The 17,233-nt window shown below is 54.6% G+C and carries 13 protein-coding genes; 2 read left to right on the forward strand and 11 right to left on the reverse strand.

Going from position 1 to position 17,233, the window contains the following annotated elements; translation table 11 throughout:
* Positions 1–46: 46 nt before the first annotated feature.
* Together serA and rpiA are read right to left on the reverse strand one after the other, a co-directional pair.
* Positions 47–1,282: a phosphoglycerate dehydrogenase gene (gene serA, locus EA20_RS0104905; RefSeq protein WP_024965772.1), complete on the reverse strand. Its 1,236-nt coding sequence runs from the start codon at positions 1,280–1,282 to the stop codon at positions 47–49.
* 392 nt (positions 1,283–1,674) lie between these two features.
* A complete protein-coding gene (rpiA, locus tag EA20_RS0104915; RefSeq protein ID WP_024965774.1) occupies positions 1,675–2,334 on the reverse strand; it encodes a ribose-5-phosphate isomerase RpiA in 660 nt (219 codons plus the stop codon).
* 204 nt (positions 2,335–2,538) lie between these two features.
* On the opposite strand from rpiA, the gene EA20_RS0104920 reads away from it, so the two are divergent.
* On the forward strand, positions 2,539–3,435 hold the full coding sequence (locus EA20_RS0104920; RefSeq protein ID WP_024965775.1) for a LysR family transcriptional regulator ArgP: 897 nt from the start codon (positions 2,539–2,541) through the stop codon (positions 3,433–3,435).
* A gap of 67 nt (positions 3,436–3,502) precedes the next feature.
* Here the strand turns inward: EA20_RS0104920 and EA20_RS0104925 are convergent, their stop codons facing one another.
* The 7 genes from EA20_RS0104925 to tkt form a co-directional block, all read right to left on the reverse strand.
* Complete coding sequence (locus EA20_RS0104925; protein WP_255342930.1) at positions 3,503–4,213, reverse strand: oxidative stress defense protein; 711 nt, start codon at positions 4,211–4,213, stop codon at positions 3,503–3,505.
* Positions 4,214–4,539: 326 nt separating this feature from the next.
* Positions 4,540–5,160: an arginine exporter ArgO gene (gene argO, locus EA20_RS0104930; RefSeq protein ID WP_024965777.1), complete on the reverse strand. Its 621-nt coding sequence runs from the start codon at positions 5,158–5,160 to the stop codon at positions 4,540–4,542.
* A gap of 144 nt (positions 5,161–5,304) precedes the next feature.
* A complete protein-coding gene (mscS, locus tag EA20_RS0104935) occupies positions 5,305–6,198 on the reverse strand; it encodes a small-conductance mechanosensitive channel MscS (protein ID WP_024965778.1) in 894 nt (297 codons plus the stop codon).
* 184 nt (positions 6,199–6,382) lie between these two features.
* On the reverse strand, positions 6,383–7,462 hold the full coding sequence (gene fbaA, locus EA20_RS0104940; RefSeq protein ID WP_024965779.1) for a class II fructose-bisphosphate aldolase: 1,080 nt from the start codon (positions 7,460–7,462) through the stop codon (positions 6,383–6,385).
* A gap of 94 nt (positions 7,463–7,556) precedes the next feature.
* Positions 7,557–8,717: a phosphoglycerate kinase gene (gene pgk / locus EA20_RS0104945; protein ID WP_024965780.1), complete on the reverse strand. Its 1,161-nt coding sequence runs from the start codon at positions 8,715–8,717 to the stop codon at positions 7,557–7,559.
* A 50-nt stretch (positions 8,718–8,767) separates the two neighbouring features.
* On the reverse strand, positions 8,768–9,787 hold the full coding sequence (epd, locus tag EA20_RS0104950; RefSeq protein ID WP_024965781.1) for an erythrose-4-phosphate dehydrogenase: 1,020 nt from the start codon (positions 9,785–9,787) through the stop codon (positions 8,768–8,770).
* A gap of 285 nt (positions 9,788–10,072) precedes the next feature.
* A complete protein-coding gene (gene tkt / locus EA20_RS0104955; RefSeq protein ID WP_024965782.1) occupies positions 10,073–12,064 on the reverse strand; it encodes a transketolase in 1,992 nt (663 codons plus the stop codon).
* 282 nt (positions 12,065–12,346) lie between these two features.
* Between tkt and EA20_RS0104960 the strand changes: the two genes are divergently transcribed.
* Positions 12,347–13,099, forward strand: coding sequence for a M48 family metallopeptidase (locus tag EA20_RS0104960; RefSeq protein ID WP_024965783.1), 753 nt, complete (start codon positions 12,347–12,349; stop codon positions 13,097–13,099).
* Positions 13,100–13,161: 62 nt separating this feature from the next.
* On the opposite strand, the gene speB is transcribed toward EA20_RS0104960, so the two are convergent.
* Positions 13,162–14,085 carry an agmatinase gene (gene speB, locus EA20_RS0104965; RefSeq protein WP_024965784.1) on the reverse strand — a complete coding sequence of 308 codons (924 nt, stop codon included), beginning with the start codon at positions 14,083–14,085 and terminating at the stop codon, positions 13,162–13,164.
* Between the two features lie 387 nt (positions 14,086–14,472).
* Positions 14,473–16,449, reverse strand: a complete 1,977-nt coding sequence (gene speA, locus EA20_RS0104970; RefSeq protein ID WP_024965785.1) for a biosynthetic arginine decarboxylase — start codon at positions 16,447–16,449, stop codon at positions 14,473–14,475.
* Positions 16,450–17,233: the final 784 nt, after the last annotated feature.

Below are 17,233 nucleotides of genomic sequence, written 5' to 3' on the forward strand. Positions count from 1 at the left end.
AATGAATAAAGGCCACCTGAGTGGCCTTAAGTGAATGTCCGTTATATTAATAAAGCAGACGGGCGCGGATAGTGCCGGGGATCGCTTTCATCAGCTGTAGCGCGGTATTGGCCACATCCTGAGGCGCTTCAATATCAATGACCACATAGCCCATATGCGGCGTGGTTTGCAGGTACTGCGCGGCAATATTGATGCCCTGTCCGGCAAAGATATTGTTAATGGCGGTCAGTACGCCCGGCCTGTTTTCATGGATATGCAGCAGACGGCTCTGATTGCCATGCATCGGCAGCGACACTTCCGGGAAGTTAACGGCGGAAAGCGTGGAGCCGTTATCAGAGTATTTCGCCAGCTTGCCCGCCACTTCAATACCGATATTTTCCTGCGCTTCCTGGGTGGAGCCACCAATATGCGGCGTCAGGATCACATTATCAAATTCGCACAGCGGCGAAGTGAAAGGATCGCTGTTGGTTGCCGGTTCTTCGGGGAAAACGTCAATCGCCGCCCCGGCCAGATGCTTGTCCGCCAGGACTTTACAGAGTGCCGGAATATCCACCACCGTGCCGCGTGAGGCGTTAATCAGCAGTGCACCTGGCTTCATCTGCGACAGCTCCGCTGCGCCGATCATATTCTGCGTTGACGCCGTTTCGGGAACGTGAAGGCTGACCACATCGCTCATATTCAGCAGATCGGAAAGCGCGCGTACCTGGGTCGCATTCCCCAGCGGTAACTTGTTCTCAATGTCATAAAAATAGACATGCATGCCCAGGCTTTCCGCCAGCACGCCCAGCTGCATACCGATATGGCCATAGCCAATGATGCCAAGCTTCTTACCGCGAGCTTCATAGGAGCCGACAGCCAGCTTATTCCAGATGCCGCGGTGCGCTTTAGCGTTGGCCGCAGGCACGCCGCGCAGCATCAGCAGCAGTTCACCGATAACCAGCTCTGCCACGGATCGGGTATTTGAGAACGGGGCGTTGAAGACCGGGATCCCGCGCTTCCCTGCCGCATCAAGATCGACCTGATTGGTCCCGATACAGAAACAGCCAACGGCAACCAGCTTCTCCGCGGCGGCAAAAATCTCTTCGGTCAGTTGGGTACGCGATCGGATGCCGATGAAGTGAGCATCGCGGATGGATGCTTTCAGCGCTTCGCTGTCCAGCGCGCCTTTGTGAAATTCGATATTGGTATAGCCTGACGCGCGCAGATTTTCTACCGCGCTCTGGTGTACGCCTTCCACCAGCAGGAACTTAATCTTGTCTTTCTCCAGTGATACCTTTGCCATTTCCCGACCCTATTTAGCTGACTTCAGAAGTGGCTAATCTTGTTACGAAAACGGTAGCCTGCCCGCAACGCTGAGTCAGCCGAAGGGGGACATTTCCCTTGCCGTTGTGCTGACTCCATACCTTGTTGCTGCGGCTTACCTTTCCGGAGATAAGTTAGCCTTCTGCCAAAATATCAAAATTTCCGGCGGCGGCAATACAAACGATTGCCCCCCCGTCAGCATGGCAGGAGCGAAGATCGCGCTAACCTGACAGATAATCACGGCTGCCACTTCAACTTCAGCAGAATCCCCCTGAAGGTTACCGTTGTGTGACATAAGTCACTAAATTTCAGGGGGTGAAGAAAAGATGTTTTTTAGCCTGAATTAACTGGCACGGCATGACGCGTGTCAGATCATTTTTCTATTGTTTTAACACCGGATGCCGTACCGATCAGCGCCACATCCGCTCCACGGCTGGCAAATAAACCGACGGTCACCACGCCGGGCAAGGCGTTAATGGCTTTTTCCAGCGCAACGGCATCCAGAATGCGCAGATTATGCACATCAAGAATAATGTTGCCGTTATCGGTCACCACATGCTGGCGATACTCCGGCAGCCCCCCCAGCTTCACCAGCTCACGGGCGACGAAGCTACGTGCCATCGGGATCACTTCCACAGGCAGAGGGAAACGGCCAAGTACGTCCACCTGCTTTGACTCATCGGCGATGCAGATAAAGGTCTCTGCCACGGCTGCAATAATCTTTTCGCGGGTTAACGCCGCGCCGCCGCCTTTGATCATCTGCATCGCGCCGTTTATCTCATCGGCGCCATCGACATAGATTGACAGTGAATCGACCTCATTGAGGTCAAACACCTGAATCCCCAGGCCTTTCAGTTTCTGGGTTGAGGCTTCCGAGCTGGAAACAGTACCCTCTATCTGATGCTTAACCGAGCCGAGCGCATCAATGAAATGGGCGGCGGTTGAGCCGGTACCCACGCCCACGATGGTGCCAGGCTTGACGTATTCCAGCGCGGCCCAGCCCACGGCCTTTTTGAGTTCTTCCTGCGTCATAATATGTTTACAATCCCTGCTGCCATTGTGTGCGGCTAGTATAAAACAACCCCGGCCAAAAAATCCGCCCTGCCGGCGCATTTCCTGCCACTTTGCAAAGCAGCCCACAAAGACGCTGCCGCATAAAGTCGCCGTTGCACAGGGCAAAATGCCAAAAATATGGCATAGTGCTGTATCCACACCTGAATGAGAGCGAAAGGAATAATGAAACGCCCGGATTATCGAACGCTTCAGGCGCTGGATGCGGTGATTCGCGAACGCGGCTTTGAGCGGGCCGCACAGAAGCTTTGCATCACACAGTCCGCCGTTTCCCAGCGCATCAAGCAGCTGGAAAATATGTTCGGGCAGCCGCTGCTGGTGCGAACCGTGCCGCCCCGCCCGACCGAACAGGGGCAGAAGCTGCTGGCGCTGCTGCATCAGGTTGAATTGCTCGAAGAGGAGTGGCTGGGTGATGAGCACAGCGGCACGACGCCTCTGCTGCTGTCGCTGGCGGTCAACGCCGACAGTCTGGCGACCTGGCTGCTGCCAGCGCTAAAAACGGTGCTGACCGACTCCCCGGTACGTCTCAACCTTCAGGTTGAAGATGAAAGCCGTACTCAGGAAAGGCTGCGTCGTGGCGAAGTGGTGGGTGCGGTGAGTATTCAGCCACAGCCCCTGCCCAGCTGCCTTGTCGATCAGCTGGGGGCACTGGACTATCTGTTCGTCGGCTCGAAAGATTTTGCGGCCCGTTACTTTCCGAACGGCGTCACGCGCTCCGCCTTGCTGAAAGCCCCTGCGGTCGCCTTTGATCACCTTGATGATATGCATCAGGCGTTTCTACAGCAGAACTTTGATCTCTCGCCGGGGAGCGTGCCCTGCCATATCGTTAATTCATCAGAGGCCTTTGTGCAGCTGGCCCGCCAGGGAACGACCTGCTGTATGATCCCGCATCTGCAGATAGAACGTGAACTGGCGGAAGGTGAGCTGATCGATCTGACGCCTGGCCTTTTCCAGCGCAGGATGCTTTACTGGCACCGCTTCGCACCGGAGAGCCGTCTGATGCGAAAAGTCACCGACGCCTTACTTGCTCACGGACGCCGCGTGCTGCGCCAGGGCGAGTAACAAAAAGGCCGCCCCGTTAAGGGACGGCCTCACTTTCAACAGGCTAAGGCCTCAACGGCCGCCAGCCTTACTGACCGCGCTGGATCTCAAACACCACATCAACCTGATCGTCGAAATGAATGCTCTGCTGCTCGTAGGTCTGAGCTGCCGAGGTCATCGGTGCCGCATCGGCGGCTTTATACATCCTCGCCATTGGCATCGGCTGATAGTTGGCCACATGATAACGAATGCTGTAGACCGGACCGAGCGTCGCGTTAAAGCCTTTTGCCAGCTGGCCAGCCTGGCGGGTGGCATCCTCAATCGCCGCCTGTCGCGCCTTGTCACGATACTGCTCAGGGTTAGCCACACCAAGCTCAACCGAGCGGATCTCGTTGAGTCCTGATTTCAGCGCGCCATCCAGCAGCTCATTCAGCTTATCGAGCTGGCGCAGCGTAACCTGCACCTGACGCACGGCGCGATACCCTTTCAGCACCGACTTACCATCTTTCAGATAGTCATATTCTGGCTGGGTACGCAGATTGGCCGCGTCGATATCTTTTTTCTCAATATTGTTTTTTTGCAGGAAGTCGAAGTATTGCGCCACGCGGGCGTCAGTCTGCTTTTTGGCTTCGGCCGCATCTTTCGAAGAGACGCTGACTTCAATTGAGAGCGTGGCGATATCCGGCGTGGCATCGACGCTGGACTGACCTGAAGTGACGACATGCGGGCCATCAGGTAACTCGCTGGCTACAGCAGTCGCTGAGAGCGCGGTGGTTGACATTAATCCGGCGATAACCAGGGCTTTTAATCTCACAATCTTCCTCCTTGACGGGAAATGATGAGTCGCATTCTGCCTTAACCAGCAGTTTATAATGCACTGAAGATGATGTTCAGATTTTTAATTCGATAAAAAGTTCGCCAGCAGACATGTTTTAACGCCCGGGCTGTCTATTTTTACCGGAAAAAAAGCGAACAGGCCACGGTTACCGCCGCAGCAACCCTTTGCCACAGCGACATTTACCACGACTATAACTGTTGTACGGTAAAAGGACAGGCACCGCGAAGCGGTCACCGATCGGGTGAAGCGCGCAGGTAATTTCCCTGCGCGAAAACCTCGGCAACAGGTCAGAAAAAGGCCATCCCCTGGAGAGCCAGTTTCAGGGCGATAGCCCACATTACCGCACCGACCAGCGCGTTAATAATGCGCTGCGCTCTCGTCGTATTCAGACGGGGCGAGAGCCACGCGGCCATCAGCGCCAGGCTAAAAAACCACAGCAGCGAGGCCATCGCGGAACCGAGCGCGAACCAGACCCGCGCCGCCGCCGGGAGCTGCCCGCCGAGGCTACCGAGCACCACAAAAGTATCGATATAGACATGGGGGTTCAGCCAGGTGACGGCCATCATGGTGGCAATGATTCGCCAGCGTCCCTGTTTGCGTATTTCGGCACTTTCCAGATCGATATTGCCGCTCAGCGCCGTGCGGATAGCACCCCAGCCATACCACAGCAGAAACGCCACGCCGCCCCAGGTGACCAGGTTAAGCAACAGGGGTGACTGCGTTAACAGCGCGCTGCCGCCGAAAACGCCTGCGCAAATAAGGATGATGTCGCTCAGCGTACATAACCCGGCGGTCATTAAATGGTACTGACGCCGGATGCCCTGGTTCATCACAAAGGCATTTTGTGGCCCCAGCGGCAGGATCAACGCAGCGCCCAGCGCCATCCCCTGGAAGAAAACAGACAGCATGAAATTATCCTCACCTGATTACGTTGCGCTGAGTCTATCGGGACACAATCATTAGAGGAAATTGAATAATCTTATCGGTCATTAGCCATTCTTATCATAGCAGGTAAAAGAAGAGCGAACCGCAGTTCGCTCCTGTTCAGAAATTTATTCTGGTTTAGCCAGACGGGTTGCTGGCGGCATCTCTGGTGTTTCTGGTTTATTTACCTGATGCAGGTGAACATCCATCTGCGGATAAGGAATACCGATATCATTAGCATCCAGCGCAAGCTTGAACGCCTTCATCAAATCCCAGTAGACGTTAATCAGTTCGCCGGCGTTACTCCAGCAGCGCACCACAAAGTTGAGCGAGGAAGGCCCCATCTCGTTCAGGCCAATCTGCACGCCCATATCCTGTAATACGCGTGGTTCGGCATCCACAACCTCACGCAGTAATGTAAGCACTTTATCCACATCTGCATCGTAGGCGACGCCGATAATGAATTCATTACGACGAACAGGTTCGCGTGAGAAGTTAACAATATTTCCTGCGATAACTTTGCCATTAGGAACCACAACGACTTTACCGTCTGCTGTCTTCAGCGTGGTTGAAAACAGTTGTACATTCTGTACGGTGCCCATCACGCCGATATCAATAAATTCGCCTGTACGGAAAGGACGGAAGGTCACCAGCAGGACACCAGCGGCAAGGTTAGCCAGCGAATCTTTCAGCGCCAGACCGATAGCCAGACCTGCGGCGCCAAGAATGGCAATAACAGAAGCCGTTTGTACGCCCACTCTGCCCAGAGCGGCAATCAGCGTAAACGCAATAAGAGCATAACGTACCAGCGTGGCAAGAAAACCCGCGACTGTTGCATCAAGGCGTCGCGCAAGCAGCACTTTATTCAGCGTATTAGCGATAATACGTGAAAGGATCATCCCGACGACGAGAATGACAATTGCGGCAATGATATTGACTGAATAGCTGAGTAACAGCGCCTGATGCTGCACCAGCCAGCTTCCGGCACTGTTGATGCCGTTTATCACGTTAAGATCTTCCATTTTATTTTCCTGTTGTTGTTCCCAGCGGGACATTCTCTTACAGCCAGCCAGAACTGACATTTCAGCTTGCAAGGTTAACCAATAAAGCGCTGACCTGCCAAATTTGCTGTTGCGGAAAGGCAATTTCCTCGCCTGGAAAATAAAAAAGCCCCTTTCGGGGCTTTTTTAACTGCGATACTGACGCTTACAGCACGTCAACCGCATTCAGTTCTTTAAACGCCTGCTCCAGGCGCACGATCATTGCGCTCTGCGCTGAACGCAGCCAGACGCGAGGATCGTAGTATTTCTTGTTCGGCTTATCATCCCCTTCCGGGTTACCCAGCTGGGCCTGCAGATAGCCTTCGTTCTTTTTGTAGTACTGAAGAATACCGTCCCAGGTTGCCCACTGGGTGTCGGTATCGATGTTCATTTTGATCACACCGTAGCTGATCGACTCTTCGATTTCCGCAGCAGAAGAACCGGAACCGCCGTGGAAAACAAAATCCAGAGAGTTGTGCGGCAGATTGTGTTTCTTGCTGACGTAATCCTGAGAATCACGCAGGATGGTCGGGGTCAGCTTCACGTTACCTGGCTTGTAAACACCGTGAACGTTACCGAATGAGGCCGCAATGGTGAAACGTGGGCTGATAGCGCTCAGTTTTTCATAAGCGTAATCAACGTCTTCCGGCTGCGTGTAGAGCGCAGAAGCGTCCATGTGGCTGTTATCAACGCCATCTTCTTCACCGCCGGTGCAGCCCAGTTCGATCTCCAGCGTCATGTTCAGTTTGGCCATGCGCGCCAGATAGCCGCTACAAATCTCAATGTTTTCTTCCAGAGACTCTTCAGACAGGTCGATCATGTGTGAAGAGAACAGTGGCTTACCGGTTTTCTCGAAATGCGCTTCACCTGCGTCCAGCAGACCATCGATCCACGGCAGCAGTTTTTTGGCACAGTGGTCGGTGTGCAGAATAACAGGCACGCCATAATGTTCAGCCATCTGGTGAACGTGATGTGCACCAGAAATGGCGCCCAGAATGGCAGCCGCCTGTGGCTTGTCGGACTTAAGGCCTTTACCTGCGATAAACGCAGCGCCGCCGTTAGAGAACTGAATGATGACCGGCGCTTTTACTTTAGCGGCGGTTTCCAGCACGGCGTTGATGGAGTCAGTACCTACGCAGTTTACTGCTGGCAGGGCGAATTTGTTCTCTTTCGCTACCTGAAAAATTTTCTGTACGTCGTCACCGGTGACAACGCCTGGTTTTACGAAATCAAAAATTTTAGACATGCTTTTTGTCCTGTTTCGTCGGCCGGATTAAGAAATTCGGTGCCTGATGGTCAGGCGGGGAATTCTGGCGGGAGCGCTGCTCCCGCCGCAGAGATTACTGTTTTGCGCGCGCTTCGAGCATCGCAACCGCTGGCAGTGTTTTGCCTTCCACAAACTCCAGGAAAGCGCCGCCGCCGGTAGAGATATAAGAAATCTTATCTTCGATACCGAACAGATCGATGGCTGCCAGCGTATCACCGCCGCCGGCGATAGAGAATGCGTCGCTGTCTGCAATTGCCTTAGCGATGATTTCGGTGCCTTTACGGAAGTTCGGGAATTCAAACACGCCTACCGGGCCGTTCCACAGGATAGTTTTGGCTTCTTTCAACAGCTTAGCCATCGCTTCCGCGGTTTCGTCGCCGAAGTCCATGATCTCTTCATCATCGTTGACTTCGCTGACTTTTTTCACGGTGGAAGGGGCAGTTTCAGAGAATTCCGTACCTACACGGGAGTCAGTTGGTACCGGGATTTTGAATTCGTCACGCAGCTTTTTCGCAGCATCCACGAAATCAGGCTCATACAGTGATTTGCCCACGTTGTTGTCGATAGCCACGAAGGTGTTGGCGATACCGCCGCCCACAATCACCGTATCGGCAATTTTCACCAGCGAATTCAGCACGTCGAATTTGGTAGAAACTTTCGATCCACCTACCACAGCCACCATCGGGCGAGCCGGGCTCAGCAGGGCTTTGCCCAGCGCGTCCAGCTCTTCAGCCAGCAGCGGGCCGGCACAGGCAACAGGTGCGAATTTACCCACGCCGTGCGTGGAAGCCTGCGCGCGGTGAGCCGTACCAAAAGCATCCATCACATAGATGTCGCACAGGGCGGCATATTTTTTAGAGAGGGCTTCGTCGTCTTTCTTTTCGCCTTTGTTAAAGCGGACGTTTTCCAGCACCACCAGCTCGCCTTCTGCCACCTCAACGCCGTCCAGGTAATCTTTCGCCAGACGAACCGGAGAAGAGAGTTTCTCTTTCAGGTAGTTAACCACCGGCAACAGGGAAAACTCTTCGTTATATTCACCTTCGGTTGGGCGACCAAGGTGGGAGGTTACCATCACTTTAGCGCCCTGCTTCAGCGCCGCTTCGATGGTCGGCAATGAAGCACGAATACGTGCATCTGACGTCACCTTCCCTTCTTTGACTGGCACGTTCAGATCGGAACGAATAAGTACGCGTTTACCAGCAAGATCCAGATCGGTCATCTTAATTACAGACATGGTGAATCCTCTCGTTGATTCTCTAAGTTTTGACGGACGCAAACCGCGCCCTACCTGAAACCGCTTGCGGCCATGGCTAACGTGGTGTCGAGCATCCGGTTAGCAAAGCCCCATTCGTTGTCGCACCAGACCAGTGTCTTGACCAGGTGCTGACCGCTGACCCGCGTCTGCGTGCCGTCCACTATGGCACTGTGCGGATCGTGGTTAAAATCTATGGAGACTAACGGTAATTCCGTATAGTCAACTATACCACTAAATGCCCCTTCCGACGCATTTTGCAACAGCGCGTTAACCTCGCTGGCGCTGACCGCATCGCGCACGCTTACGCTCAAATCCATTGCGGTCACGTTGATCGTCGGCACCCGCACGGCAATCGCTTCGAAACGGTCATGAAATTTCGGAAAAATACGGGTGATGCCGGCGGCAAGTCGCGTATCAACTGGAATAATCGACTGGCTGGCTGCACGGGTGCGTCGCAGGTCGGGATGGTAAGCATCAATCACCTGCTGATCGTGCATGGCAGAGTGGATGGTCGTGACGGTACCCGACTCAATGCCAAACGCATCATCCAGAAGTTTTATCACAGGAACAATACAGTTTGTGGTGCAGGAAGCGTTGGAGACGAGGCGATCTTCAGCGCGCAGCGCTTTCTCATTCACGCCATAGACCACCGTTGCATCGAGATCGTGGCCGCCCGGATGAGAGAACAGCACTTTTTTTGCGCCCGCGGCCAGGTGCGCCTCACCATCAGCCCGGCTGCCATAAACGCCGGTGCAATCCAGCACCACATCGACGTTCAGCGCCTGCCAGGGCAGCTCGCTGATCTCAGCACGGTGCAAAAGACGAAGGGTATCCTCGCCGACCCACAGCAAATCGCGTTCCTGACGAACTTCCCAGCCGAAGCGGCCATGGCTGGTATCATATTTCAGGAGATGCGCCATGCCCTCCGCCTCCGCCAGTTCATTAATGGCGACCACGGTAATTTCAGCACGACGTCCGGTTTCATACAGCGCCCGCACTACGTTGCGTCCTATGCGGCCAAAACCGTTGATGGCAATGCGAATCGTCATATTACTCCTGCGTCAGAATCGCGTCGTAAACGAGCCCCTAGCCTGGGCCAGGCGGGGTCGTTTGTACAGTCAATTCTCGCCTTGCTGAAACCACGTTGATGCTGCGTGAAACCAGCAGACATCATTAACTGAAACGCTTCAGCCAGAATAATAGAAGAGAGGAATAATAGGAATGACGCGGATCAATTGCCGCAGCAATCTTTAGATCCAGGTCACAAAATCAGAAAAAACCGGCCCCTCAGGCGGTGCAGAAACAGCCTGAGGGGCGGGGCGAATCGCGGGGAATTACAGCAGCGATTTCGCTTTAGCCACCACGTTATCGACAGTGAAACCAAACATTTTGAACAGCTGATCGGCTGGCGCAGACTCACCAAAAGTGGTCATGCCGACAACCGCACCGTTGAGGCCGGTGTATTTGTACCAGTAATCAGCGATGCCGGCTTCAATGGCCACACGGGCGCTGACCGCCTTCGGCAGCACGGCTTCGCGATAGGCTTCATCCTGCTTATCGAACGCATCGGTCGACGGCATGGAAACCACACGCACTTTGCGGCCTTCCGCAGTGAGCTGTTCGTACGCGCCTACCGCCAACTCAACTTCCGAACCGGTCGCGATCAGGATCACTTCTGGCTGACCATCACAGTCTTTCAGGATGTAGGCGCCGCGGGCGACGTTTGCCAGCTGCTCAGCGTTACGATCCTGCTGCGCCAGGTTCTGGCGGGAGAAGATCAGCGCCGTCGGACCATCGTGGCGCTCAACGGCGTATTTCCACGCCACCGCTGATTCAACCTGGTCACAAGGACGCCACAGGCTCATGTTTGGCGTGACGCGCAGGCTCGCCATCTGCTCAACCGGCTGGTGAGTTGGGCCATCTTCACCCAGACCGATAGAATCATGGGTATAAACCATAATCTGGCGGATTTTCATCAGCGCAGCCATACGGGCCGCGTTACGGGCATACTCAACAAACATCAGGAACGTGGCGGTATAAGGCAGGAAGCCGCCATGTAAAGTGATGCCGTTCGCAATCGCCGTCATCCCGAATTCACGCACGCCATAATGGATATAATTGCCAGCGGCGTCTTCATTGACAGGCTTTGAACCAGACCACATAGTCAGGTTGCTGGGCGCGAGATCGGCCGAGCCGCCCAGATATTCCGGCAGCAGTTTACCAAAGGCTTCCAGCGCGTTCTGTGACGCTTTACGGCTGGCGATTTTGGCTGGATTCGCCTGCAGCTGCTCAATGTATTTCTGTGACTCGCTCTGCCAGTTAGCCGGCAGTTCGCCCTGCATACGACGGGTAAATTCCTCAGCCAGTTCCGGGAACGCCTGCGCATAGGCCGCGAATTTCTCATTCCAGGCAGCTTCTTTCGCCTGTCCCATCTCTTTCGCGTCCCACTCGGCATAAATCGTTGATGGGATAACGAAAGGCTCATGTTCCCAGCCCAGCTGCTTACGGGTCAGCACGATCTCATCGCCGCCCAGCGGCGCGCCATGGGAATCATGCGTACCGGCTTTGTTCGGCGAACCGAAGCCAATCACCGTTTTGCACATCAGCAGTGAAGGCTTATCGGTAACGGCTTTCGCCGCTTCTACCGCTTTTTTAATCGCCTCGGCATCGTGTCCATCAATGCCACGGATCACATGCCAGCCATATGCTTCGAAGCGCTTAGCCGTGTCGTCGGTAAACCAGCCTTCGATATGGCCATCAATAGAGATGCCGTTGTCATCATAGAAAGCCACCAGCTTGCCGAGCTTCAGCGTGCCCGCCAGCGAGCAGACTTCGTGGGAAATGCCTTCCATCATGCAGCCGTCGCCCATAAACACGTAGGTGCTGTGATCGACGATTTCATGTCCCGGACGGTTAAACTGCGCAGCCAGGGTGCGCTCTGCAATCGCCATCCCTACGGCGTTAGCGATGCCCTGCCCCAGCGGACCGGTGGTGGTTTCCACACCTGCGGTATAGCCAAATTCCGGATGACCCGGCGTTTTTGAGTGCAGCTGACGGAAGTTGGCCAGCTCTTCAATCGGCAGATCGTAGCCGCTGAGGTGCAGCAGGCTGTAAATCAGCATAGAGCCATGGCCGTTGGAGAGGACGAAGCGGTCACGATCAGCCCAGTGTGGATTGGCAGGGTTGTGGTTCAGAAAATCACGCCACAGGACTTCGGCGATATCCGCCATGCCCATCGGGGCGCCAGGGTGGCCGGAATTGGCTTTCTGCACCGCATCCATACTTAATGCGCGAATGGCGTTGGCTAGCTCTTTACGAGAAGACATGTTTTACTCCAGGTCGGATTAAACGCTTCGCCGCACTTAACTTTTTTAATCAATGAGTTAGCAGGCAAAGGGATAAAAGTCGACCCTCAATGTACATGAAAGTCGGGGCCTGTGTACATGGTGAAAGGAGCAAAAAATAAGGACCAAACTTGCGCTTTGCGGCTTTAGCCACTATGCATTAGCGCCAGAGGGCGTTATAACGCCTTTTGCTGCAGCAATAATGCCTTTCTGCCCTCCGGCAGGTTAATGTTTTTATTTCCTTATTACTTATGGCTGAAATACATGAAACTCTCCCTCTCACTTACTGCTCTTACTCTCACCGCTGCGCTTTCCGGCTGCGCAAACCTTAATACCGATGCACTGATGCAATCCGGCGCTCAGGCTTATCAGGCCGCCACGCTGAGCGACGCGCAGGTCAAAGAGCTGAGCGTTACATCCTGTGCACAGATGGACAGTGAAGCGCAAATTGCGCCAGCAAGTAGCGTCTACGCGCAGCGTCTGGATAAAATTGCCAAAGCGCTGGGCGATAACATCAACGGCACGCCCGCCAACTATAAGGTCTATGTGACCAAAGACGTCAACGCCTGGGCGATGGCTAACGGCTGTATCCGCGTCTACAGCGGTCTGATGGACATCATGACGGATAATGAAGTGGAAGGCGTCCTGGGGCATGAAATGGGTCACGTTGCGCTGGGCCACACGCGTAAAGCGATGCAGGTTGCCTACGGCACCACCGCGGCACGTACCGCCGTTGGCTCAGTCGGTGGTGTTGCCGCCTCGCTGTCGCAGTCGCAGCTGGCGGATATGGGTGAGAAACTGGTTAACGCCCAGTTCTCCCAGACCCAGGAAAGCCAGGCGGATGATTATTCGTTCGACCTGCTGAAAAAACGGGGCATCAGTCCGCAGGGACTGGTCACCAGCTTTGAAAAACTGGCGAAGCTGGAAGGGAGCCACCAGAGCAGCATGTTTGACTCACACCCCTCTTCTGAATCACGAGCGCAGCATATTAAAGAACGCATTGCTGCCGGTAAGTAAAGCCATTGAAAAAGGGCGGTCAGCCGCCCTTTTTTTCGCATAACATCCTTACGGGCGTTAGCTTACTCGCCTTTATTCACGGCCTGAACGTGCAACATGTCCAGCGCCAGCGTGGCCGCCGCCAGTGAAGTCAGATCGGACTGGTCATAACCCGGCGCCACCTCAACCAGATCCATTCCCACGATATTCAGTCCCTGAAGCGCACGTACCAGCTTGGTCGCTTTATCCGTCGTCAGACCGCCGATCACCGGCGTTCCAGTTCCGGGCGCGTGAGCCGGATCCAGGCAGTCGATATCAAACGTCAGGTAAACCGGCATATCGCCAACGATTTGTTTCACCTGAGCAATAATGTCATCAACGGAACGATCGTTTACCTGTGCCGCATCCAGTACGTTAAAGCCCAGCGACGCATCAAACTCGGTGCGAATGCCTATCTGCACAGAACGGGTTGGATCGATCAGGCCTTCCTTCGGCGCATGGTGGAACATTGTGCCGTGATCGAAGGTCGGGCCGTTTGAGTAGGTATCGGTATGCGCATCAAAGTGTACCAGCGCCATCTTGCCAAAGTATTTTGCATGGGCGCGCAGCAGCGGCAGCGTAACGTAATGATCGCCGCCGAAGGTCAGCATGCGCTTTCCGTTGGCCAGCAGCTTTTCGGCATGCGCCTGAAGCTTGTCAGTGAGATCCTGCGAGTCGCCAAAAGCGTAGACCAGATCGCCGCAGTCGATAACTTTCAGACGCTGACGCAGATCGAAGTTCCACGGCCAGCGGCAGCCTTCCCACGCCAGGTTGGTGGAGATCTGACGGATCGCGCCCGGACCGAGGCGGCTGCCTGGCCGGCCGGAGGTGGCGGCATCAAACGGAATACCGGTAATGACCCACTCCGCATCGCTATCATACGGCTGGAAATTAACCGGGAAACGCATAAAACCGAAGGCGTTAGAGACCAGTGAGTTATCGTACTGATTGCCCAGGGTGTTATTCATAGAAGATCCTCTGTAGACAGGTGCCGGAAAAACGCAGAGCCAGTTGCCTGAGTAGATGAAAAAAATCCCTTTCCCGTCGTTAAGCCCGACGGGAAAGGGATTTTTTCCTGATACACAGTGGGAAATTATCGCCGCTAACGCGTGGCTTCGCAAGCCTCTGTCTGGTTTTCCGGGAGCGGGAAAAACGTCCTGCCAGGCTGGGAGAACAGCGATTGCTGGGGAGGTAAAAATTCCGCAGCGTGCGCACTAACAGAAAAAAACGCTCTCGTCAGATAAGCACGCCAGCAGGGCGTTTATGCATAAACAGGACGCCCCGCAGCGCGTTCTCAATCCATTAATAGCACTGATAAAGGCCGGAGCGCTGATAACGGACCCAGCCTGTCTTGCTTATTCGTCTTCCAGGTAGGTATAGCCGTAGAGGCCAGACTCGAACTCTTCCAGGAATTGTGCACGCAGATCCTCATCCAGATCGCTCTCTTTGATCTGATTGCGGAAATGCGTTAACAGTTCCTGGGGATCCAGCTGCACGTACTCCAGCATATCCGCCACTGTGTCGCCTTCATCGGAGAGCTGGACTTCTACGCTGCCGTCAGGAAAAGCGAAGACATCAACCGCTTCGGTATCGCCGAACAGGTTATGCATATTGCCCAGAATTTCCTGATAAGCCCCCACCATAAAGAAGCCCAGCATTGGCGGATTATCCACATCGTAATGCGGCATCGGCATGGTGGTGGCAATGCCATCGCCATCAACGTAATGGTCGATTGTGCCGTCAGAGTCGCAGGTAATATCCAGCAGCACCGCACGACGTTCAGGCGACTTATCAAGCCCTTCCAGCGGCAGTACGGGGAATAGCTGATCGATGCCCCACGCATCCGGCATTGACTGGAACAGCGAGAAGTTGACGTAGATCTTATCCGCCATCCGCTCCTGCAGCTCGTCAATGATCGGGCGGTGCGCCCGGTTGCTTGGATCCAGATGCATCTGGATGTAGTGGCAAATACTCAGATAAAGCTGCTCAGCCCAGGCGCGCTGGGCCAGATCGTAGATCCCCTGCGAATAGCCCGTATGGACATCGAACAGATCCATCTGGCTGTCGTGCAGCCATTCACGCAGCGAGCGACGGTTACTCGGCTCGTGCATTTCCTGCCAGGTCGCCCACAGGCTGAGCACCGGACGCGGGGCATCCGCTGCCGGCGCTTCAGGCTCGCTGAATTCGTTGCGCTCAACGCCGATAATGTTAGAAACCAACACGGTATGGTGCGCTGTCACCGCACGTCCCGACTCCGTGATCACGGTCGGATGCGGCAAATTATGCTCTTCACAGGCGTCGCCAATGGCCCAGATAACGTTATTGGCGTATTCGTTCAGGCCATAGTTCACCGAGCAGTCTGACTGCGAACGCGTGCCTTCATAGTCCACGCCAAGACCGCCGCCCACGTCGAAGCACTCAATGTTGACGCCAAGCTTCGCCAGCTCCACATAGAAGCGCGCCGACTCACGCACGCCGGTCGCGATGTCGCGAATATTGGCCATCTGCGAACCGAGGTGGAAGTGCAGCAGCTGCAGGCTGTCAAGCCGCCCCGCTTCGCGCATGATCTCCACCAGCTTCAGCACCTGAGTGGCAGAGAGACCAAATTTGGATTTCTCACCGCCGCTCGACTGCCATTTACCGGAACCCTGCGAAGCCAGGCGGGCACGGATCCCCAGACGCGGAACCACACTCAGGCGCTCCGCTTCTTCCAGCACCAGCTTCACTTCGGTCATTTTTTCCAGCACCAGATAGACCTTATGGCCCATCTTCTCGCCAATCAGCGCCAGGCGAATGTACTCACGATCTTTATAACCGTTGCAGACGATAACCGAACGGGTCATGCCAGCATGGGCCAGCACGGCCATCAGCTCGGCCTTCGAGCCTGCTTCTAATCCCAGCGGCTCGCCTGAGTTGATCAGCGATTCAATCACGCGCTTATGCTGATTCACCTTAATGGGATAGACCAGGAAATAGTCGCCGCGATAGCCGTAAGATTCACGCGCACGTTTGAACGCCGCGTTAATGGAACGCAGGCGGTGTTGCAGTATCTGAGGAAAACAAAACAGGGCTGGCAGTCGCTGACCATCGGCCTCACGCTCTTTTACCAGCTTCGCCAGATCGACGCGGGCTTCCGGCACGTCCGGGTCCGGACAGACGCTGATATGGCCCAGCTCATTGACGTCGTAATAGTTATTACCCCACCAGGCAATATTATAGGTGCGCAGCATTTTGCTGGCATCTTGATCGCTCATGGCCACCTCCTGCATTGAGCGGAGTACACCCTGTTCGCCTGCTGACGAACCCTTAATAGTCTTCATGTCGTCAGACATCGCGAGCCTCAAATTTCAATAATGCGGAACAGTTAACTACTATCGCAGGGATACCCCGCAACAACAACCCATCGAACTGCGATAAAGCCAGCATAAATCGCTGGGTTACCGCCTCAATCACTACCTGAAGTATAACAGTAAACACGTAACGGACTCCGGTAACGGGTCAGACGACTACTGGCATCGTCCCTCAGAAAAGTCCGGGAGAGACGAATGACAGCGATTGCGAGAGATTAGCCTGCGCGAATGTCAGATTGATGGCTGACGGCGCCGGCAAAGCGACATCGGGCATGAGCATAGTAGTAAGAAGGGGAAAGGGGCACGCCAGAACTGCGTAATGGACCGGAATTATCCACGCCTGTGATCATGACTGTTATCACCTCCACACACACCAGACGGCGTATGGAAAACCAAATATGCTGAGGGTGAAAGGTCAGTGTGAAGCAGTCACAGCTGACGCGCCTGCCGCCTGCCCCGTTACGTCGGGTGCAAAGCAGCGGCGTTTTATACAGCCAGCGCGCAAGAAATGCAAAATCAAAATGTGCGAAGTGCGTATCCTGTCAGGAAAATTTGCCACTTCCGCCGCGACAAGATAGCCGCATTGTTGAAAAAAGGCTGGCAATCCGCTTAATGAGTAACCTAAAATAGCCGTCCAGATGTTAATCCATCCATACTGGTTAACTGCTAAGCGTCTTCGCATGACTATCCTGCTCATGGCTTTGCCTGAGGGAGCGCTGAGAATACGCCAGATGCCGATCGTGCAGGCTGGTGCCCGGTCTTCAGC

Origin of the sequence: Pantoea sp. IMH (assembly GCF_000599885.1) — a bacterium.
Taxonomy (GTDB): Bacteria; Pseudomonadota; Gammaproteobacteria; order Enterobacterales; family Enterobacteriaceae; genus Erwinia.

Coding starts and splice junctions, on each gene's coding strand:
- serA (WP_024965772.1), bottom strand. CDS start 1,282: ATGGCAAAGGTATCACTGGAGAAAGACAAGATTAAGTTCCTGCTGGTG.
- rpiA (WP_024965774.1), bottom strand. CDS start 2,334: ATGACGCAGGAAGAACTCAAAAAGGCCGTGGGCTGGGCCGCGCTGGAA.
- EA20_RS0104920 (WP_024965775.1), top strand. CDS start 2,539: ATGAAACGCCCGGATTATCGAACGCTTCAGGCGCTGGATGCGGTGATT.
- argO (WP_024965777.1), bottom strand. CDS start 5,160: ATGCTGTCTGTTTTCTTCCAGGGGATGGCGCTGGGCGCTGCGTTGATC.
- mscS (WP_024965778.1), bottom strand. CDS start 6,198: ATGGAAGATCTTAACGTGATAAACGGCATCAACAGTGCCGGAAGCTGG.
- fbaA (WP_024965779.1), bottom strand. CDS start 7,462: ATGTCTAAAATTTTTGATTTCGTAAAACCAGGCGTTGTCACCGGTGAC.
- pgk (WP_024965780.1), bottom strand. CDS start 8,717: ATGTCTGTAATTAAGATGACCGATCTGGATCTTGCTGGTAAACGCGTA.
- epd (WP_024965781.1), bottom strand. CDS start 9,787: ATGACGATTCGCATTGCCATCAACGGTTTTGGCCGCATAGGACGCAAC.
- tkt (WP_024965782.1), bottom strand. CDS start 12,064: ATGTCTTCTCGTAAAGAGCTAGCCAACGCCATTCGCGCATTAAGTATG.
- EA20_RS0104960 (WP_024965783.1), top strand. CDS start 12,347: ATGAAACTCTCCCTCTCACTTACTGCTCTTACTCTCACCGCTGCGCTT.
- speB (WP_024965784.1), bottom strand. CDS start 14,085: ATGAATAACACCCTGGGCAATCAGTACGATAACTCACTGGTCTCTAAC.
- speA (WP_024965785.1), bottom strand. CDS start 16,449: ATGTCTGACGACATGAAGACTATTAAGGGTTCGTCAGCAGGCGAACAG.